This is a genomic window from Flavobacterium aquicola (genome assembly GCF_003385115.1).
GTDB lineage: Bacteria > Bacteroidota > Bacteroidia > Flavobacteriales > Flavobacteriaceae > Flavobacterium > Flavobacterium aquicola.
In genome coordinates this window covers 22,556-43,510 of sequence record NZ_QUNI01000011.1, presented here as the reverse complement: position 1 = coordinate 43,510, position 20,955 = coordinate 22,556, and the positions used below count along the sequence as shown (strand labels likewise).

Here is a 20,955-nt window from a genome sequence, read left to right as displayed (position 1 = left end):
TCAGTTTCTAAATTTCTTCTTCAGTATAAAAACTGCCAACTAAAATCTGAAAACTGACCACTTTTTTTACTTCGGATTAAAAACCAGAAAAGGAATAATCATTTCTTCCAATGAAATACCACCGTGCTGATAGGTGTTTTTGTAATAACTCACATAATGATTGTAGTTGTTTACATAGGCCAAAAACAAATCATTTTTTGCAAAAATATAAGAACTGCTCATATTTATTGCAGGCAGACCGATAAGTTTTGGCTCTTTTACAGCATAAACGTCCTTTTGTTCATACGTTAAACTGCGTCCTGTTTTGTAACGTAAATTCAAACTGGTGTTTTTGTCACCCACAACTTTTGATGGGTTTTTGACATTAATCGTGCCGTGATCTGTGGTTAAAATTAATTTGAATCCCAATTTTTGTGCCTGCTGAATAATTTCCAATAAAGGTGAGTTTTTAAACCAGCTCAATGTCAGGGAACGATATGCTTTGTCATCTGAAGCTAGTTCTTTTACAACATCCATTTCGGTTTTGGCGTGCGAAAGCATATCAACAAAATTATAAACTACAGTTACAAGGTCGTTGTCTTTTAAAGATTTAAAACTTTCAGCGAGTTTTTTCCCTCCCGCTAAATTGGTTATTTTGAAATAATCTTCTTTTATATCTAGTCTTAAACGTTTGATTTGCGCCGTAAGAAATTCAGCTTCGTACAGGTTTTTTCCGCCTTCTTCTGGGTCGTTTTTCCAGTATTGAGGAAATTGTTTTTCCATATCAAGTGGCATTAATCCAGAAAAAATGGCATTTCGTGCGTACTGAGTAGCGGTAGGAAGTATAGAGAAATATGGAACTTCTTTTTCGAGTTTGTAATAATTTCCAACGACATTTTCGAATGCTTTCCATTGGTCGTAACGCAGATTGTCAATTACAACAAAAAGCACTGGTTTGTCTTTCTTCTGAATTTCCGGTACAACCAATTCTTTGAAAAGATTGTGCGATTGAATCGGTTTGTCTGCTTTTGGTGCAAACCAATCTTCATAATTGCGTTCAATGTATTTTCCAAATTGAGAATTCGCTTCGACTTTTTGAGATTCCAGAATTTCAATCATTCCCTGGTCATCAATATTTTCAAGTTCCAGTTCCCAGAATATTAGCTTTTTATATAGTTCTACCCAATCTTCATAAGAGTTGACCATTGCCATTTCCATGGTGATTTTTCGGAACTCTTTTTGGTAATCCAAAGTCGTTTTCTGAGAAATCAATCGGGAATTGTCTAAGTTTTTCTTTAAACTCAATAAAATCTGATTTGGATTTACTGGTTTGATTAGGTAATCAGCAATTTTGGAACCAATGGCTTCTTCCATAATATACTCTTCCTCACTTTTGGTAATCATAATCATCGGGATGGAAGATTTTTTTTCTTTCATTTCAGACAATGTTTCCAAACCGCTCATTCCAGGCATATTTTCATCAAGAAAAACAATGTCAAAATTATTTTCGTCAAAAATATCTATAGCATCGCGCCCGTTATTGCAGGTGGTAACGCTATAATTTTTTTTCTCAAGAAATAAAATATGTGGTTTTAACAAATCGATTTCATCATCAACCCAAAGTATTTTTATCGTATCCATTTTAATTTATTTTTAGTGCAATTTAGTTGTATAGAACTTAAATAATATTAAAAATAGTATAAAGTTGATTAAAAATAAAATGATACTAATAGATTTAATGCGGTTCATGGTTTAAATAGTATTTTTGCCTGCAAAAAAAATTAACTATGTTATTTCTTATTCTGTCTATTATCTGCAGTGTAACCGTTGGTGTGATTTTCAAAATTTCACGCCGTTATAAAGTTTCTGCCACACATATTGTTGCTTTTAATTATGTGTTTGCCTTATTGCTATGTTATGTGGTTTTTAGTCCTGATTTATCGGTTTTAGACGTTTCTTCACCTTGGGAAATTTTAATTCCTTTGGGGGTTTTATTGCCTGTAGTTTTTCTTTTTCTGGCAGCTTCCATAAAACACATGGGCATTGTAAAAACAGATGCAGCACAGCGATTGTCGCTGATTATTTCTATTCTGGGAGCTTGGCTGTTTTTTGGGGAGCAATTCAGTGGACTGAAGTTGACTGCTCTTTTGTTTGCTTTTCCGGCAATCATCCTTATTTTGAATAAACCCACCAAAATCAATGGGAACAAATGGATTTACCCAACGCTTGTATTGGTTGGTTTTGGTGTGATTGACCTTCTTTTTAAGCAAATTGCAATGACTTCTGTACTGCCTTTTACGACTTCGTTATTTGTTCTTTTTTCGATAGCACTCATAATAATGATACTTTTCAATGGCTATGAAGTATTTTTTCAAAAAGTAAAAATAGATTTCAAAAGTTTCATTTTTGGAGGCTTGGTTGGGATTTTTAATTTTGGGAACATACTTTTTTATCTTAAAGCGCATCAGGCTTTTGCAAAAAATCCTTCGACCGTTTTTGCAGGAATGAATATGGGAGTTATCATTATTGGAACTCTTGTTGGAGTCTTTGTTTTTAAAGAAAAAATAACTAAAATGAATATTGCAGGTCTGTTTTTGGCATTAATCGCAATTGTTTTTATTGTGGTTTCTCAGTTGAATTGAGGTGATATTTCAAATTTAGCTAATGTGCTTTTAGAGTATTTATTCTTTGGTTTCAAAAAAGTTGCGACAAATTGCATAAATTAATTTCTGCAATTTGTCGCAAATAAAAGCTTAATAATCCATTATAGGACGATTCATATGTGGGTTTAGAATTTTCCGTTGTTGTTTTTCCAGTTTTCTTTTGGCGTGATTGGTTCAATTACATCCCAATGCTCAGCAATTTTACCATTCTCTACACGGAATAAATCATAAAATGAATTATGGTTTTTGCCAAAATGCCCTTCACTCACAACTAAAACAAAATTTCCTTCGCCTAGTACTCTATGAATTTTGTCGTATTTCAAAAATATGCCTTGTTTGGCCAATTCACCTAATGTTGCTCCAAGACCTGAAAGTTGGTCTGGAATGTTTGGATTGTGTTGAATATAATTGTCACCATTAAAGTAACCTGCCAGTTTTTCCATTTTACCGTTTACTAAAATATCGTCCACAAAATTTCTTACCAGAGCTTTGTTTGCTTCAGTTTTATCAAGGTCTTTAATTTCAGTTGCTCCATCAATCATTGAGTGACCGCTTGGGTTGGGCTTTGCTGTTTCCTGTAAATTGTCCCAATGTTCAACAATTTTTCCATCTTCAAAGCGGAAAATATCAAATCCGATTTTTGGTCCAAAAAAATTATAATCTGTATGTGTGAAAACAAAATCTCCGTCTTGAAAAGAACGAACTGTATTCACTTTTGCAGAATTTGGAGGTAGTGATTGTAACAAGGCACCAAAACCAGCAAGCCCGTCGGCAACTCCTAAATTGTGCTGTATATATTTATTTGGATTAATGTATCCAACAGGTTCAGAAGCTCCTGTTTCAATTGCTTTCAATAGACTTACTACTTTTTGTTTGTTTTCCATTTTTTCTGTTTTTTTAGTTTTTGAAATTGCTTTACTCTGTGAATATGCAGTAGATAATCCAAATCCTAGAATTATCGTTGCACTTAGAATTATTTTGTTCATTTTGCTATGTTTTAATTACTATGCAAAGTTGCAATGAACCCTAAAAAATGAAAAGGTAGGAATATGCCTTTGAATGATACTTTTACGCCAATGAATGTTTTTCTCTAAACTCAATTGGTGTTGTGGAGGAATGCTTTTTGAAATATTTGATAAAATTAGTAGGTTCTTCAAATCCTAATTTGAAGCTGATTTCTTTTACGCTTTCATTTGTGTGTGCTAATATTCTTTTTGCTTCTAATAGTATTCTGTTGTCAATTATTTCTTTGGGAGTTTTGCCTAAGACCTTTGTGGTGGCTTGGTTTAAACGTTTTTCTGTAATGATAATTTGTTTAGCATAATAATTTACTTGCTTTTGGTTTTTGTAGCTTTTCTCTAAAAGATCTTTAAACAATATTACATAATCAAGGTCTGAACTTTTCTTAATTTTGGTAAAATCTTGCTTTCTCCTTTCTCTTTCCGAATATAAAAGGAAATTGTGTAATAGGTTTTGTAAAATATCCGATTTGGAATCATCCTTTGAGTTTTGGAGCTCATCTGTCATTAATTGCAACAAATTTGTAAATAATTTCGATTCCTGTATCTGAATTTGAGAAACTGAAAATAAATCATTGAATAAAATAGTACTTCTTAAAAACTTGGTGTCGGTTTCAGTCTTACAGAAAAAACTATCTGTAAATAAAATTGCTTTTCCGCCAAATTTGGTTTTATTGTCAAAACGCTGGACAGTATCCTTATTTAGAAAAAGGATTGTGTTTGGTTTAATGTTAATTGGATTAAAGTCAACTAAGTGTGCTGGGGTACCATTTTGAAACCAAATAATGTGATAAAAACCTGTTCGATGGATTGTGGTTAAAGTATCTTTAAATTCTTTGTAAAGTGTTGCAATATCTACAATTTCAAATTCTTGAGGAAGTCCTGCCTTAAAATCATAATTAATAATATCTGTTGTCATTTTATAAGTTTCTTTACAATTTCTAACGGCAGTATGTGAAAAAGAACTCCGTTTGTTTTATCAAATATAACAAAAAGGTTGTGTCAAACTGAAATTTTCGTGTTTTAGAAAATCTACTAAAAGTGGAATTTTTCTATCAGTTATTCTTTGATTTTAATTATTTCTTCTCTGTATAAATCCAACGCTTTTTGTAAAATGCTTTTAATTGTCTTTATGGGTAAATCCTTGTTTGGATTAACCCTGAGAATCTTCATTCGGGAACGATCGCCTTCTTCCAGTTCGGGATGGTCAAGATATTTGCCTTCTACCATAAGAATATAAGGTTTGTGCGTTTTTTTATCTATCCATAAATAACAAAACATTTTCTTTTTATAGCAAAAGCAGGGTATTCCCCACTTTTGCGTTTCAGTAATATTTGTGTCTTGATCAATGATAATACTTCGCAATGCAAGCAGGCAACTCTTGTTTGGTTCTTCCTTTTTCAGATAGAAATTATGAAGTTCTTCTAACATTCGTTTTCTATTTTATGGCAATTAAAAAGTCAATCTCTGCATCTGTAGGATTTTGGGATTTTTCTCCAAAAACTTCAAAGTCTGTGGTGAATGTTCGGGCTAAATCCATTTCCCAAATTTCAGTCCATTTGTTTATTATCAGTCCTTTCATTAAATCTCCTTTGGCAGATAATTTCATGTAATTTCCGCCATCAAATGATTTGCCTATCATTCCGTTAGGAATTTCATTCAGGTTTTCTACTCTGCAGCCCAAAATTACTGTATATGGCTTTGTATGGTCGCTTTCATAATCGGTGTATATCGAGTACACTGTATTATCAATTTTATTGGGAATGGTTTCCAAAATTTGTTCATTCATAAACCTGCTCCACAAATCTACAATTTCTTTTGCAGCCTGTCCGTTTTCGTTAGTGGTTCTTACCGAAATTCCGATTACCTTAAAAGGTTCAATTTTTACTTTTTCCATTTTGATTTTTTGTTATTAAACTACAAAACTAAAATGAGTTGTGACAACAGTGTGTCAGTAGCTTTAAAAATATTTTCAAATATAGAAAAATAGCAATAAACCTTTCAACAGTAAAAACGGTGGAATTGAAATTGTAATTTTTTTCATTCCGCATTTTTATTATATATTTGACGAATGTTATCACGCTTATTTGCGTCAGATTGCAAAGGATAACAGTCTAATAAAATAAATATTAACTGAATATGAAATTACTAGAAGGAAAAGTAGCCATTATTACTGGCGCAAGTCGTGGAATTGGAAAAGGAATTGCTGAAGTTTTTGCTAAAAATGGTGCCAATGTTGCCTTTACTTATAGCTCATCTGCAGAATCTGCACAGGCATTAGAAAATGAATTGAATGCTTTGGGAATTAAAGCAAAAGGATACAAATCCAATGCAGCAGATTTTAATGAAGCACAAACTTTTGTAGATGCTGTTTTGGCTGAATTTGGTACTGTAGATATCTTGATAAACAATGCAGGAATTACGAAAGATAATTTATTAATGCGTATGTCAGAAGCTGATTTTGACCAAGTTATCGATGTTAACTTGAAGTCGGTTTTTAATATGACTAAAGCGATTCAGAAAACATTTTTGAAACAGCGTGCAGGTTCTATTATCAATATTAGTTCTGTAGTTGGTGTTTCTGGAAATGCAGGTCAAACGAATTATGCAGCTTCTAAAGCTGGTGCAATTGGTTTTACTAAATCGGTAGCTTTGGAGTTAGGTTCACGTAATATTCGTTGCAACGCAATTGCTCCTGGTTTTATTGAAACTGAAATGACTGCAAAATTAAGTGAAGATGTTGTAAAAGGATGGAGAGAAGGTATTCCATTGAAACGTGGTGGTTCTACTGAAGATGTTGCCAATGCCTGTTTGTTTTTAGCCTCTGACTTGAGTGCTTATATCACAGGACAAGTTCTTAATGTTTGTGGAGGAATGCTTACTTAAAATAATTATGAATTATAAATTATAAATGATGAATGAGAAAAATTTCAAAATTTATCATTTAAAATAAAAAAGAATGACAGCAAGCACGATTCTATTACTTCTACTTTCTTTATTAATAGCGGGTGGTTTGTCGTTTTTTCAATATTTATACAAGGTCAAAAGCAAATCGAAAGTCGGTTTGTTTTTGGCTTTTTTGCGTTTTTTAAGTATTTTTTTAATTCTGCTGCTTCTGATTAATCCAATTATCACAACAAGTAAACTGGAGATTATAAAAACACCGCTGCCTATTGTGGTTGATAATTCAAGCTCTATTTCTTTTTTAAAGGCTAAAGAAAAAGCGTTAGAACTTACTCAAAAACTAACTTCAAACAGTGCTATTCTAGACAAGTTTGAAGTGCAGTCTTATCTTTTTGACAGTGATTTTAGGCAATCAGACAGTCTTAGTTTCAATGGAACTCAAACTAATTTGGATTTGGTTGCCAAAAACTTAAAAAGCATCTATAAAAATGCATTTTATCCAACTGTAATTATAACCGATGGGAATCAGACTTCGGGAAATGATTATGTTTACAGCTTTAGTGAAAACAATAAAGTGTATCCTGTAGTTTTGGGAGATACTGCCAAAGTTTTAGATTTAAAAATCAATCAGCTGAATGTAAACAGATACGCATTTCTAAAGAATAAATTTCCTGCAGAAGTGTTTCTACAGTATTCAGGAGATAAAAACATTACGGCTAATTTCAGTATTACTCAAGGGAATGAAGTTTTGAGCAAACAAAGTGTTTCCTTCTCATCATCCAAAAGAACGGCAACGGTTAATGTGCTTTTGCCTGCGAATAAAGTTGGGTTACAAGTTTTCAAGGCTAAAATTGAATCTAATATAAGCGAAAAAAACACCTTTAATAATAGTAAGAATTTTGCTATTGAAGTGATTGACCAAAAAACAGCTGTTGCCATTATTTCGGCTATAGATCATCCCGATATTGCAGCTTTAAAAAGAGCGGTTGAATCAAACCTGCAGCATAAGGTAATATTAATTAATCCTAGCGAAGTGAAATCACTGCAGGATTATAATGTCCTGATTTTATATCAGCCGACTGCTGCTTTTAAATCAGTGTTTGAGGCGAATAAAAAAGCAAATCTGAATACATTCATTATAACTGGAACTGCCACCGATTTTTCATTTTTGAATCAGGAACAAAATAATTTTGTTTTTAAAATGAGCGGTCAGGAGGAAGATTATTTGGCTCGTTTTGATTCGCAGTTCAATCTTTTTGCAGTTGATAATTTAGGATTTGAAAATTTCCCGCCACTGCAGAATAAGTATGGTCCAATTACTGTAAATGGCGAAGTCAATGTGTTACTTTCTGCAAAAATCATAAATATTGACACTAACGCACCTTTATTATCTTTTGCAGAAAATCAAGGAAAAAGAACTGCTTTCTTATTTGGAGAAAACAGCTGGAAATGGCGTCTGCAAAGCCATGTAGATAATCAGTCTTTTAGTAAATATGATATTTTTATCAATAAGATTATCCAATATTTAGCTTCAAATAATGCTAAGAAATCATTAGTTGTTAGTCACGAAAGCTTTTACAATACTGGCGAGGCAATCGAAATTACTGCTCAATATTTCAATAAAAATTATGATTTTGATGAAAAAGCACGTTTGACAATTGCCGTAACCAATACCAAAACGAAACAGACCAAAAACTATGATCTTTTAAAAGGAAACAGCAGTTATAAAGTAAATTTGGACGGACTTACGGCTGGCAGTTATAATTTTTCGGTAAAAGAATTGAATTCTAATAACACTTATTCCAGTCATTTTGAGATTTTGGATTTTGATATTGAAAAGCAGTTTGTAAATCCAGATCTTCAAAAGCTTAAACAGTTAGCAAATCAAACCAAAGGGACAGTTTTTTATCCAAATCAAATCGATACGCTGATAAAAACACTTTTGGAAAGCGAGGAATATAAAGCTGTTCAGAAAGATGTTGTAACCAAATCGCCTTTGATTGACTGGAAATGGCTGTTAGTTTTAATTGCTCTTTTGCTTTCTACAGAATGGTTTGTAAGGAAGTATAATGGGATGTTGTAATGATTGTTAATTGTGGATTTTTAGTTTCGTTTTGACTAATATTTCACTGCAAATAGTACAGAATGGATTTTAGACTAAAAGTATTTTTTACTGTTGCAACCCGCTTGAGTTTTACCAAAGCGGCGTCGGAACTATTCATTACGCAGCCCGCCATTTCTAAGCACATTCAGGAATTAGAAGAAGAATACAAAACCAAGCTTTTTGAAAGAAACGGTTCGAAGATTGCATTGACAAATGCAGGTGATACTTTATTGAAGCACACTAAAAATATCTTTGAAATTTACAGGGAAATCGATTTTGATTTAAGTACTTTTAGTAATGAGCGCAAAGGTTTGCTGCGTTTAGGTGCAAGCACAACGATTGCGCAATACATTATTTCACCGCTTTTGGCGCGTTTTCATCAAAAGCTTGAAGCTGTGAAAGTCAATTTGCTTAACGGAAATACAGAACAGATTGAAAATGCTTTACTGAACAAAGAAATTGAAATCGGAATTGTAGAAGGTCAGTCCAAGAATCCGTCCATAAAATACACGCAGTTCATTAGGGATGAGCTGGTTTTGGTTTGCAATTCCAGTAATCCGCTGGTTAAGAGAAAAGAAATTGCTCCATTGGACCTTAAATCACTCCGTTTTCTTGTACGTGAGCAAGGTTCTGGAACACTTGAAGTTATTGAATATGCCTTAAAACCTTTCAATATCAAAATTGATCAGTTGCAGATTGAAATGCAGTTAGGCAGCACCGAAAGCATAAAATCATATTTGCTGAATTCAGATTGTGTTGCTTTTATGTCAATACATGCAGTGTCTAAAGAATTGAAAAATAAAGAGCTACAGATAATTGATATCGATAATCTTACTATTGAACGTTATTTTTACATCATTACACTACAAGGAAAATCAGATCCTCTTTCTGAATTATTCATAAAAAATATTTCGAGTTATTATAACCTAAAGTTATAGTGGATTATTTTTAACGATTGGTGTTCTATTCGTTTTATGGTGACATTTGTAATATCAAAATGCTCCACAAAATGAAAACTGAAAGCATTAATGCTCCAATTTTACTAAGAATCAATACAACAGCACAGCAGCTAATTTTTGTTTTGCTGTTACTTCTTTGCTTGTTTCCAATTATTTCTCCTCCGATAGCTTTATTATTAGGCTTAATAGTTGCTAATCTTTCGGGGCATCCTTTTTTACATTTAAATCATAAGGTAACAACTGTGTTATTACAGGTTTCGGTAGTGGGGCTAGGGTTTGGCATGAATGTTCACAGCGCAGTTGCAGCAGGAAGGGAAGGTTTTCTTTTTACAATTGGCTCTATTACAGTAACTATAATTTTAGGAACTTTATTGGGAAAATGGTTTAGAATTGAGAAAAAAACTTCTCATCTTATTTCCTGTGGAACAGCTATTTGTGGCGGAAGCGCCATTGCTGCAATCGCTCCAGTAATAAAATCAGATGAAAAGCAGACATCTGTTGCTCTGGGAGTGATTTTTATACTGAACTCTATTGCGTTATTTGCATTTCCAGTAATCGGGCATTGGCTGCATATGTCACAGAATGATTTTGGCTTGTGGTGTGCCATTGCGATTCATGACACTAGTTCTGTAGTTGGTGCTGCAAATAAATATGGAGCGGAAGCTTTGCAGGTAGCCACTACGATAAAACTGGCCAGAGCTTTGTGGATTATTCCTGTTGCTTTGATCACTGCTGTTGTTTTTAAAAATAAAGCCAGTAAAGTGAAAATCCCTTACTTTATTGGATTATTTATTCTGGCAATGGTTTGTAATACTTATTTTTCTCCTATTGCCAGTTTTGCTCCGCATTTAGTTTCTGTTGCCAAAACTGGTCTTGTTGTTACTTTGTTTTTAATTGGAGCGGGATTAAATCGTTCTGTTTTAAAATCGGTGGGATTGCTGCCTTTACTGCAGGGTACGCTGCTTTGGGTAAGTATTGCAGGATTGGGATTAGCATCTATTATTTTTCTTAAATAGATGATATTATTTAATATTTGAAAACTTTACTATTGGTTTGCCAATAAGATTGTAACGCTTTCCATTAAAAGTAAAACGTCTTTCAATTTCAAAATCAAATTGTTTTTTTGTCTTAGTCATTGGAGCTATTTCTTCAGGATAATTAACTTTAAATTCATCATTATGTTGAGTGGTTTTATTGAAATTGCCATTAGTCTTGATGATAATATCTCTGAAATATTTTTTATTTGTGTTTTTAGAAACTGTATATGTGCTGGACCATGCCGAACTTCCAGAATTTGTTAGCAGATAATTTGGAACTTCCATGATAGACTGATATTTCCCGTCAAGTCCAACAATAAGATACAAATAACCATCATAAGGACCGCCAGCCCCTCCATTTGCATGCACTATTGTGAGAGCATATTGGTCTTCACCAATTTGTAAAAGCTTTGGTTTTGGACATTGAGAGAAAGCTCCAAAAGCAGCTACTGCAGGTTGAAAAGACTTCATCTGCCATGAATTGCCGCTTTTAGCAAATTTTGCCAAACCTAATAATCCACCCGTAAAACGGCTGGTCTGTAAACCATCTTCATCATAAAAAGAATGGTTAAATGCAAAAATCTTAAATTGGTTTCCTTTAGAATCCGAATAATCAATATTAGCAAGAAGTCTTGTTGCTACTCCTTCTTTATATGGGAATAATTGATCGCCTTCTGTACCGTTTGCATCAATATAATTTTTTGGTTTGCAGTTTTTGCAGTTCCAGCTTATAAGAACATTTTGATCTTCCAGATTATATGGTTTTCCAGGAAACAATTTTTGCATCGTTTTTAAGGCGTCAATCGGGTCGTCTACTTTAAGTGTTCGGTTTGTATTTAGAATTGTATCACTAACATTCTTCAATTGAACTTGAGGATTTTGAGCAAGACTAAAAGTTATAAATAGAATATAAACGGCACTTGAATAAATAAATCGCATAAATAATTATGGTATTAAAAGTAGTACAAAAGTAGATTGTTATTTTAAATTTAGATAAAAAACTGTCTTTTTTATCTAAAAATATAACATAATCTTAATGGGCTTTCTTTTAAATTATCTATAAAAAAAATACTTTTGCAATTCAATAAAATAAAAATAATGAAAAACTTTAAATTCAAAAAAGCAGCACTTATTTTTTCTGCAGTTGGTGTGGCATTTGTTGTGTTGTCTTGGGGTGTTTTTGGCCATGAACACATCAATAATGCGGCAGTTATGGCTTTGCCAAAGCCAGTGCAGACTTTTTTTTACAATCATCTTGATTTTATAACGCAGGAATCATCAGTTCCAGATTTGCGTAAATACACGTTACGTGATAAAGCAGAAAATCCGAGGCATTATATTGACATGGAAAATTTTGGAGCTGTAGAATCTATTCCGTTGCCATTTGAAGAAGCTAAGAAAAAGTATGACGAGAAATTTTTAGCGGATAATGGTATTCTTCCTTGGTATATTCAGGAAACGATGACGAAGCTGACTAAGGCTTTTAAAGACAAAAGAAAGAATGAAATTTTGTTTTTGGCGGGTGATTTGGCACATTATATAGGTGATGCAAATATGCCTCTGCATACATCAGCTAATCATGACGGACAGCTTACCAATCAAAAAGGAATTCATGCTATGTGGGAGTCACGTATTCCAAAAATGTTTGGCAGAGATTATAATTTTTATACTGGAGAAGCGAAGTATATAGAGAATGTTGAAAAAGCGACGTGGGATATGATAAAAGATTCGCACAGTCAAGTAGAGCCTCTTTTGTTGATTGATAGAAATCTGCGAGCAAAATTTACGCCTGAGACTATGTACGAGCATGATGCAGATGGTAAAATTGCTAAAGGGAAGTTTGGCGATATATTATATACCAAAGAATATGTAACTCAGCTTAACACTGCTTTAAACGGAATGGTGGAGAGCCAGATGAGAAAAGCAATTGTTGCAACAGCTAATTTTTGGTACACGGCTTGGGTAAATGCAGGGAAGCCAGATTTGGATGGTTTGGATTCAAAAGAATTGACCAGCCGAAATAAAAAGAATTTGAAGAATGATTTGAAGCTTTGGAAAAGCGGAAAGCTTTTTGGTTTGGAAGCTGAAAATGATTTTGATTAGTTAATATAAAAAGTAAATAATAAAGCCTGTAAATGTTGAGTTTACAGGCTTTTTTTGTGTTTTATAGATTGTATTTATTCAACCTTTTGATAATTCTTTTTCTTCAAAATATCCGAAGCTGTCTGATAATACGAAATCGTTTCGTTTACAAGATCGGTTCTTTCTGTTTTTAAAGGAACCTGATCGTAATAAATCTGGAATTCAGGAGCTGTTTTTTGATCTGGTTTTAATGTCAATTGAAATTGTTTTACCGCTTGTTTCGGAGAAATAATGGTCAAAACATTGTCTTTTATTAATCCTAAATCCTGATACGTTGCGATTAATGCTCTTGGTTTATAATCTGCTTTTAAAACGTCCTGACCGTAGAATTTACTTTGGTAATTAAAATTCAGCAAGCCAAAAAGAGTTGGCATAACATCAATTTGTGACATCAAATTAGTGTATTTATGTGGCTGAATAAATCCTGGGCTGTAAATCATGGCTGGAATTCGGTATTTATCGGCTGGAAGTTCAGTTTTACCCGCACTTGATGCACAGTGATCAGCAAGAATTACAAATACGGTATTTTTGAACCAAGGCTGTTTGCTTGCCATGTCAAAGAATTTTCTCAATGCATAATCAGTGTATTTTACGCCACCTTCACGAGATTTTGAATCTCCTGGAATATCAATTTTGTCATTTGGATACGTAAATGGGCGGTGATTGCTCACAGTCATCCAGTGATTGAAGAAAGGTTTGCCTTCTTTTGCTTCTGCATTCATTGTTTTTATGGCTTTATTTGCCATATCTTCATCACAAACTCCCCAAATATTAGCAAAAGTAATTTCTTCTGGAGTGAATGTTTTTTTATCTACAATATCATAACCGTTTCCAATAAAAAAGTCTTCCATATTATCGAAAAAAGCATCACCTCCGTACAGGTATTTCACGTTGTATCCTTTTTGCTTAAAAATAGAACCCGTAGAAAATTTATTTTTATTGTCTTTTCGTTTTACTACACTTTCGCCGGCAGTTGGAGGAAAACATAAAGTTACCGCTTCAAGACCGCGAACAGTTCTGTTTCCAACGGCATATAAATTGGTAAATAGTAAACTTTTTGATGCTAAATCATCCAAGAATGGAGTGATATTTTGGTTATCGCCATACGCTTTCATGAAATCGGCGCTGTAACTTTCGATAGTGATTAAAACTACGTTTTTTGGAGTTTCGGGAACATCACTTTTAATTGTTCGCAAAGTAGTTACACCTGAAATGGATGGAATTTGTTTACCTAATAAAGCGAATGCTTCTTTTTCTGGTAAAGTTTTGTAGAATTTAAAATAATCCAATTCGCTGTTCATAAAAGCTAGGTAGAATCGATACATTCCATTTGCCTGCAGTTCATTGGTGAAAACATTTTGAGAGTTTTCTTTTTTAGCTAAATATGGAACAGCTAATAAAGAAACGCCTAATAAAGCCAGATAAATTCCTGATATTTTTAATTTTTCTGTAAAAGTTGGAATTTCGTCAATATAATTTCGGGTTCTTTTGACAATGAAGTAAGTCACAATTCCAGCTATTAAAAACAAAGCCGAAAACAAAGGAATTACAGGATAAGATTCCATAATATTCCCGATTACTTCATTGGTGTAAACCAAATAGTTTACGGCTATAAAGTTGTATTTAACTCCAAATTCATTCCAGAAAAAATATTCGCTGATTCCGTTTTGAAGAATAAGAACAACATACAAAAACATCACAAAAGTGAACAGCCAAAATCTGATTTTATCTCTGTGTTTTGGTAAAAACAGAAGAAGTCCAAATAATAGTGTTTTAAGACCAACGAAAATCATTCCGATTTTTGGTAAAGCACCACCATATTCGTTCAGAATCGTTTTTCCCGAAGCGATATACAGTAATAGTGCTATGAAAAATCCAAAAATAATATAACCCCAAGGTTTGTAGTATTTTGAATTGGATATGAAAATGAGGTATAGATATAAAAAAGCAGAAGCTATTACAAACACAAATGCATCTGAAACCAATCCAATGAAGAAAATTTTCATAGTATCCAGAAAAACAAAATTTGTCTGTGTGATAGGATGAAATATCAAGACAATGCGCAAAACAAAACTTACTACGATGTAGAAAAGCGCCAGATTATAAAAAGGAGAAAACTTTTTTAGAAAATTCATATTATATTTTTTTGATGATTTTGGGTGTTTACCTGTTAATAAGTTTTGCTTTTTCTTTTATGATGTCACTTATTTTTCGGTTCTCAATTTTGCTTTCAAGCCAAGAAATAATATCAAGATAGAGGAAAGCTCTTTTTTCGTAAGTGCTTTTCTCTAATTCAATGAAACGTTCCCTCATTTTGATAAACTCTTTCTTAATGTCACTTGGGTATAAGTTGCTTAAGTTTTTCAGGAACCGAATAATTTCTTTCTGCACCTCATGTAAGTCATTCATTTTGATTAAGAATTTATAAGTGCTTAACAGCTGACTTTCTAAATTAAAATCTTTACCTGATTCATAATGAGCGATTAAACACAATAAACGTGCAAAACAAGCCAAATCTTCCCGAACATACAGGTTTTTGTTATTGATAATTTTCTCTAAATAAACGATGCATTCCTGGTATTTTTCATTTCCAAAATAAATACTGGCAATTTTGTAATAGAACATCATTTCGTGATGCTCGTCCAAATGCTCGTTGTGAATTTTAATTTTTTTCAGAATTTCAGGAATAAGATATTCGCTTTCGGCAAAAGTCCCTTCCAGAATATGATAGTTTAATTTGTTGTTATAAATATATAGGAATGAAAGTGAGGCAATATTATCATTGACAGGGAATCGAGGATCACTGATGGTTTCTTCTAAAAGATTTAAATATTTTTTAAAATTGGTTTTGTATTTCAGCATGAATAATGACTCAAGCAGATAATGATTCCCTTTCAGAAAAAATACTGGATTTAGGAAAATCATATTTTTATTATCGTAGAATAAAGTCACCCATTTTGTCGCAAACTTATAACAGGAAAGGAAATCCTGCACCAAGAAGCTTCTCCATAGATTGGCATTATAAAACCAATATTTTTCTCTAAAACCAAATTTTGACTGATCCAAACGCGCAATATGCTTAACAAAATAATCATCGATATATTTATATTCGGCATCGCTTTTTACATATCCTGTTTTAAGCATTGTTCCGTATAGCTGAAGCGATAAATTGGATAATTTGCTCGAAATGGTATTGCGGTAATTCAGTTCTTTGGCTTGTATAACCAATTCGTCAGCCCGTCCTTGAATACTTCTGGTAATGTACTGTGACTCGATTAGTTTTTCAAATTCAACAATTTCAAAAGCCATGTATTTTTCGTCATTTTCGATGGCCTGCTGTTTGGTTTTATCCAATATTTTTAAACTTTGTTTGTAAAGTCCTTTATTGTAAAGGATTACTGCAAAATCAATCTGTTCGCGAAGCTGGTAACGGATGTTCTGACTTGGAATATTTAAGCGGATGCTTACTAAAATTTGCTTGTACAGGTACGATTTGAGGTTCGACAGCTGTACTTTTTTAATCAAGCCATTCTTTAATATTAGTTTTTCATCATACGCTTCCGACTTGTCTAGAATATTGAATAATTCGATGAACTTAGTATTTGAACTTGTCTCTAAGCGGCTGGCAAAAATTTTAAATTGTCTTTTTTCAGATTTGGAAAGGGATTTTATTAATACAAATAAAAAATCTTTTTGATGGTTAGCCATTGTATTATAAAAGTATTTAACTTGCTGATTTTCAGCTTTTTGATTTGTTATTTTTTACGTTACAAATAGTATATTTACCTAAAAGTAGGTTTAGTTTTGAGTAAATGAAAACTATTTTTGTTTTAAGATGTGAAATTACATTAAATAAATTAAAATGAATAGAGAGAAAGTCCAAATTTTTGATACCACTTTAAGAGACGGTGAACAGGTCCCAGGATGTAAATTAGACACCAATCAAAAACTCGTTATAGCCAACAGACTTGACGAAATGGGAGTAGACATCATCGAAGCTGGTTTTCCTGTTTCTAGTCCAGGTGATTTTTTATCTGTTTCAGAAATATGTAAAATTGTAAAAAACGCAACTGTCTGTGGTCTTACCAGAGCAGTAGAAAATGATATTGATGTAGCTGCGCAGGCTTTGAAACATGCGGTTAGACCTAGGATTCATACTGGAATTGGAACTTCTGATTCGCATATTATCCACAAATTGCAAACTACACCAGAGGATGTGATTGCTAGAGCTAAACATGCCGTTGCTCACGCAAAAAAATATGTTGAAGATGTAGAGTTTTATGCAGAAGATGCAGGTAGAACTGATAATGCATTTTTGGCAAAAGTTTGTGAAGAAGTAATCAAATCTGGGGCTACAGTTCTTAATATTCCTGATACTACAGGATATTGTCTGCCAGAAGAGTACGGAGCAAAAATAAAGTACCTTAAAGAGAATGTAAAAGGAATTGACAATGTTACTATTTCCTGTCATTGTCATAATGATTTAGGAATGGCAACTGCTAATTCTATTGCAGGGGCTGTAAATGGTGCCCGCCAGATTGAATGTACTATTAATGGAATAGGAGAGAGAGCTGGAAATACAGCACTTGAAGAAGTGGTTATGATTTTCAAACAACATCCTTATTTGAATTTATATACTGATATTGACAGTAAGCAGTTGAACGAAATGAGCCGATTGGTTTCTGAAAGTATGGGAATGATCGTTCAGCCGAATAAAGCAATTGTTGGAGCTAATGCTTTTGCTCACAGTTCTGGGATTCATCAGGATGGTGTTATCAAGAACAGAGCTACTTATGAAATCATGGATCCATTGGATGTTGGTGTTAATGAGTCATCTATTATTCTTACTGCAAGAAGCGGTAGAGCAGCTTTGGCATACAGAGCTAAAAAAGTTGGTTATGAGCTTACAAAAACACAATTAGATATCGTGTATGTTGAGTTTTTGAAGTTTGCTGATATTAAAAAAGAAGTCTTGGATAATGATATTCATCAGATTATTGAAGCCACTAAGATTTACGTCCACTAATTTTTAGAAAAAAAAACTTTTAAAATAAATAATTTATGAACTTAAAAATAGCTGTACTTGCGGGAGATGGAATTGGACCAGAGGTTATTTTGCAGGCAAAAAAAGCTTTGTATGCTATTAGTGTTGCCTATGATCATGAGTTTATTTTTGAAGATGCTTTAATTGGTGCTGTTGCAATAGAAAAAACTAGAAATCCTTTGCCAGAGCAGACTTTAAATCTTTGTTTAAACACAGATGCAGTATTGTTTGGGGCAATTGGAAATCCTAAATATGATAACAATCCCGAAGCTAAAGTGCGTCCGGAACAGGGATTGTTGAAGTTAAGACAGGAATTGGGCCTTTTTGCAAATATTAGACCTATAAGACCGTTTAAAAATCTTTTAGATGCTTCTCCAATAAAAAGAGAAGTAATTGAAAACGTTGATTTTGTAATTTACAGAGAATTAACAGGAGGATCGTATTATGGCGATAAAGTCATAAACGACGAAGGAACTTTTGCTTCGGATATATGTGAATATTCAGAAAATGAAATTAATCGCATTACGCATCAGGCTTTTAAAGCTGCTCAAGGCAGAAGAAAAAAAGTGACATTGGTTGATAAAGCTAATGTGTTGGAAACATCCAGATTGTGGAGAAAATTGGTTAAAGAAATTGCTAAGCAGTATCCGGATGTGAAATTAGAATGTCAGTATATTGATAATGTTGCTATGCAGATTATTACTGATCCTAAACAATATGACGTAATCTTAACAGAGAATTTATTTGGTGATATTTTATCAGATGAAGCTTGTGCGATTATGGGATCTATAGGTTTGATGGCGTCTACGTCAGTTGGAGAAAGCAAAGCTCTTTTTGAACCAATACATGGTTCTTATCCACAGGCAAAAGGGAAGAATATTGCTAACCCGATTGCTTCAATATTATCCGCTGCAATGCTGTTGGAACATTTCGGTCTGCAGAAAGAAGCGAGAAAAGTTTATGAAGCTGTCGAAAAAGCTATTGAATATAAAGTGGTTACTATTGATTTGAATCCAGGTTCAAGATTTGGTACAAATGATGTTGGAGATTTTATTTCAAATGTCATATTGAGCAAAGATGATTTATATTTTAAAAATGATAATGTTCAAATTGGACAGTCAACTATCGTTTAATTAATAAAAATCATAAAAGATTGCGTTTTATCACTAATTACCGTTAGTTTGTTGGTAAAAAGTTTTTTATTTTAGATTTGTTTTGTACTTTTGCAAAGTCAAAAAAACAAAAATGAAACACATTATCAACGTCCTTGTAGTAGTAAGTGTCATTGTGATTATCACATATGAAAAGGGATTGTTATAGATATAAGTGAAAATATATTTAAAACCTCCCATAACTTGGGAGGTTTTTTTTTAAAATAAAATTAAATACACAATAATAATAGAATGGAATTAAATAAATACAGCAAGACAATCACGCAAGACGAAACACAACCAGCTTCGCAGGCCATGTTCTACGGAATTGGTTTGACAGAAGAGGATCTTAAAAAAGCGCAGGTAGGAATTGTAAGTATGGGTTACGATGGGAATCCTTGTAACATGCACTTAAATGACTTGGCTAAAGATATTAAGACTGGGGTCTGGAAAGAGGATTTGGTCGGCTTGATTTTTAATACTATTGGTGTAAGTGATGGTATTTCTAATGGTAATGATGGAATGCGTTTTTCTTTGGTTTCCCGTGATGTAATTGCAGATTCTATCGAAACAGTTATGGGGGCTCAATGGTATGACGGTTTGATCGCTGTACCGGGCTGTGATAAAAATATGCCGGGAGCTTTAATGGCTATGGGGAGAGTAAACCGTCCATCTATCATGGTTTACGGTGGATCAATTCACCCAGGAAAATGGAAAGGCGAAGATTTAAATATCGTTTCTGCTTTTGAAGCATTAGGTAAAAAAATTAAAAATACAATTACTCCAGAGGATTTCAAAGGAGTAATTCAGAATGCTTGTCCAGGTGCAGGTGCCTGCGGTGGAATGTACACTGCGAACACGATGTCATCTGCGATTGAAGCATTAGGGATGAGTTTACCATACAGTTCTTCTAATCCTGCTTTGAGTCAGGAAAAGAAACAAGAATGTATAGATGCCGGTAAAGCGATTAGAGTTTTATTGGAAAAAGATATTAAGCCTAGAGATATCATGACTCGTAAAGCATTCGAAAATGCAATTACGATGGTAGCTGTTTTAGGAGGTTCTACAAATGCGGTTATGCACTTAATTGCAATGGCTCACTCTGTAGGTATAGAATTGACATTAAAAGATTTCCAAGATATTAGTGATAAAACTCCATTGTTGGCCGACTTGAAACCAAGTGGTAAGTACTTAATGGAAGATTTACATAATGTAGGAGGTGTTCCGGGGGTAATGAAATATTTATTAAAAGAAGGTTTATTGCACGGAGACTGTTTGACAGTAACAGGAAAAACAATTGCTGAGAATTTAGCTTCAGTTCCTGATTTACACGATGGTCAAGAGGTTGTTTTTGAAATTGCAAAAGCATTAAAAGCAACTGGAAATATTCAGATTCTTTATGGAAATATTGCAACAGAAGGCTGTGTCGCTAAAATCAGCGGAAAAGAAGGGGAGTTTTTTGAAGGTACAGCTGTAGTTTTTGAAGGAGAGAAAGATGTAATCAGAGGAATTCAGGCAGGTGAAGTGAAACCTGGGAATGTTGTAATCATTCGTTACTGCGGTCCAAAAGGTGGTCCAGGTATGTCTGAAATGCTGAAACCAACCTCTGCTATTATGGGAGCTGGTTTAGGAAATTCGGTAGCTTTAATTACTGATGGACGTTTCTCCGGAGGTTCTCACGGTTTCGTAGTGGGCCACGTTACTCCAGAAGCTTATGAAGGCGGAGGAATAGCGTTAATAGAAAATGGTGACGTAATCACAATTGATGCTGTAAAAAACACTATCGATATGAAAATTTCTGAGGAAGAATTGGCTAAACGTAAAGCCAATTGGAAAAGACCAGAATCAGCAATCAAACAAGGAGTTTTACTTAAATATATGCGTTCGGTCTCCAGTGCCTCTGAGGGATGTGTTACCGACAAATAATTTAATAAAAAACAACAAGCCTTTAAA

The 20,955-nt window shown here is 33.4% G+C and carries 17 protein-coding genes; 9 read left to right on the top strand and 8 right to left on the bottom strand.

Going from position 1 to position 20,955, the window contains the following annotated elements; all coding sequences use genetic code 11:
• Positions 1–66: 66 nt before the first annotated feature.
• Positions 67–1,620, bottom strand: coding sequence for a T9SS response regulator signal transducer PorX (porX, locus tag C8P67_RS16620; RefSeq protein WP_115814309.1), 1,554 nt, complete (start codon positions 1,618–1,620; stop codon positions 67–69).
• A gap of 146 nt (positions 1,621–1,766) precedes the next feature.
• Between porX and C8P67_RS16615 the strand changes: the two genes are divergently transcribed.
• Positions 1,767–2,621, top strand: a complete 855-nt coding sequence (locus C8P67_RS16615; protein WP_115814308.1) for a DMT family transporter — start codon at positions 1,767–1,769, stop codon at positions 2,619–2,621.
• Positions 2,622–2,767: 146 nt separating this feature from the next.
• Here the strand turns inward: C8P67_RS16615 and C8P67_RS16610 are convergent, their stop codons facing one another.
• From C8P67_RS16610 to C8P67_RS16595, 4 genes are all read right to left on the bottom strand, one after another.
• On the bottom strand, positions 2,768–3,628 hold the full coding sequence (locus C8P67_RS16610) for a nuclear transport factor 2 family protein (protein ID WP_170141479.1): 861 nt from the start codon (positions 3,626–3,628) through the stop codon (positions 2,768–2,770).
• Positions 3,629–3,710: 82 nt separating this feature from the next.
• Positions 3,711–4,580 (bottom strand): helix-turn-helix domain-containing protein, encoded by an 870-nt coding sequence (locus C8P67_RS16605; protein WP_115814307.1) that lies wholly within the window; start codon positions 4,578–4,580, stop codon positions 3,711–3,713.
• A gap of 140 nt (positions 4,581–4,720) precedes the next feature.
• Positions 4,721–5,092, bottom strand: a complete 372-nt coding sequence (locus C8P67_RS16600; RefSeq protein ID WP_115814306.1) for a DUF1801 domain-containing protein — start codon at positions 5,090–5,092, stop codon at positions 4,721–4,723.
• Between the two features lie 7 nt (positions 5,093–5,099).
• Positions 5,100–5,558, bottom strand: coding sequence for a GyrI-like domain-containing protein (locus C8P67_RS16595; protein WP_115814305.1), 459 nt, complete (start codon positions 5,556–5,558; stop codon positions 5,100–5,102).
• 242 nt (positions 5,559–5,800) lie between these two features.
• Between C8P67_RS16595 and fabG the strand changes: the two genes are divergently transcribed.
• The 4 genes from fabG (at position 5,801) to C8P67_RS16575 (ending at position 10,644) form a co-directional block, all read left to right on the top strand.
• Entirely contained in the window at positions 5,801–6,547 is a 747-nt protein-coding gene (fabG, locus tag C8P67_RS16590) for a 3-oxoacyl-[acyl-carrier-protein] reductase (protein WP_115814304.1), read from the top strand.
• Between the two features lie 73 nt (positions 6,548–6,620).
• Positions 6,621–8,648, top strand: coding sequence for a hypothetical protein (locus C8P67_RS16585; protein WP_115814303.1), 2,028 nt, complete (start codon positions 6,621–6,623; stop codon positions 8,646–8,648).
• Positions 8,649–8,710: 62 nt separating this feature from the next.
• On the top strand, positions 8,711–9,607 hold the full coding sequence (locus C8P67_RS16580) for a LysR family transcriptional regulator (RefSeq protein ID WP_115814302.1): 897 nt from the start codon (positions 8,711–8,713) through the stop codon (positions 9,605–9,607).
• A 71-nt stretch (positions 9,608–9,678) separates the two neighbouring features.
• Complete coding sequence (locus tag C8P67_RS16575; protein ID WP_115814301.1) at positions 9,679–10,644, top strand: YeiH family protein; 966 nt, start codon at positions 9,679–9,681, stop codon at positions 10,642–10,644.
• A gap of 6 nt (positions 10,645–10,650) precedes the next feature.
• Here the strand turns inward: C8P67_RS16575 and C8P67_RS16570 are convergent, their stop codons facing one another.
• Complete coding sequence (locus tag C8P67_RS16570; RefSeq protein ID WP_115814300.1) at positions 10,651–11,604, bottom strand: hypothetical protein; 954 nt, start codon at positions 11,602–11,604, stop codon at positions 10,651–10,653.
• Between the two features lie 159 nt (positions 11,605–11,763).
• On the opposite strand from C8P67_RS16570, the gene C8P67_RS16565 reads away from it, so the two are divergent.
• The gene (locus C8P67_RS16565) at positions 11,764–12,768 is read left to right on the top strand and encodes a zinc dependent phospholipase C family protein (RefSeq protein ID WP_115814299.1); all 1,005 of its coding nucleotides are present in this window, start codon (positions 11,764–11,766) and stop codon (positions 12,766–12,768) included.
• Positions 12,769–12,842: 74 nt separating this feature from the next.
• Here the strand turns inward: C8P67_RS16565 and C8P67_RS16560 are convergent, their stop codons facing one another.
• Both C8P67_RS16560 and C8P67_RS16555 read right to left on the bottom strand, forming a co-directional pair.
• Positions 12,843–14,942, bottom strand: a complete 2,100-nt coding sequence (locus tag C8P67_RS16560) for an LTA synthase family protein (protein ID WP_115814298.1) — start codon at positions 14,940–14,942, stop codon at positions 12,843–12,845.
• Positions 14,943–14,970: 28 nt separating this feature from the next.
• A complete protein-coding gene (locus C8P67_RS16555) occupies positions 14,971–16,515 on the bottom strand; it encodes a hypothetical protein (RefSeq protein WP_115814297.1) in 1,545 nt (514 codons plus the stop codon).
• 154 nt (positions 16,516–16,669) lie between these two features.
• Here C8P67_RS16555 and C8P67_RS16550 point away from each other — a divergent pair, with 154 nt between their 5' ends.
• From C8P67_RS16550 to ilvD, 3 genes are all read left to right on the top strand, one after another.
• Entirely contained in the window at positions 16,670–17,833 is a 1,164-nt protein-coding gene (locus tag C8P67_RS16550; RefSeq protein WP_115814296.1) for a 2-isopropylmalate synthase, read from the top strand.
• Positions 17,834–17,868: 35 nt separating this feature from the next.
• On the top strand, positions 17,869–18,984 hold the full coding sequence (gene leuB / locus C8P67_RS16545; protein WP_115814295.1) for a 3-isopropylmalate dehydrogenase: 1,116 nt from the start codon (positions 17,869–17,871) through the stop codon (positions 18,982–18,984).
• Positions 18,985–19,254: 270 nt separating this feature from the next.
• Positions 19,255–20,928: a dihydroxy-acid dehydratase gene (gene ilvD, locus C8P67_RS16540; RefSeq protein WP_115814294.1), complete on the top strand. Its 1,674-nt coding sequence runs from the start codon at positions 19,255–19,257 to the stop codon at positions 20,926–20,928.
• Positions 20,929–20,955 lie beyond the last annotated feature (27 nt).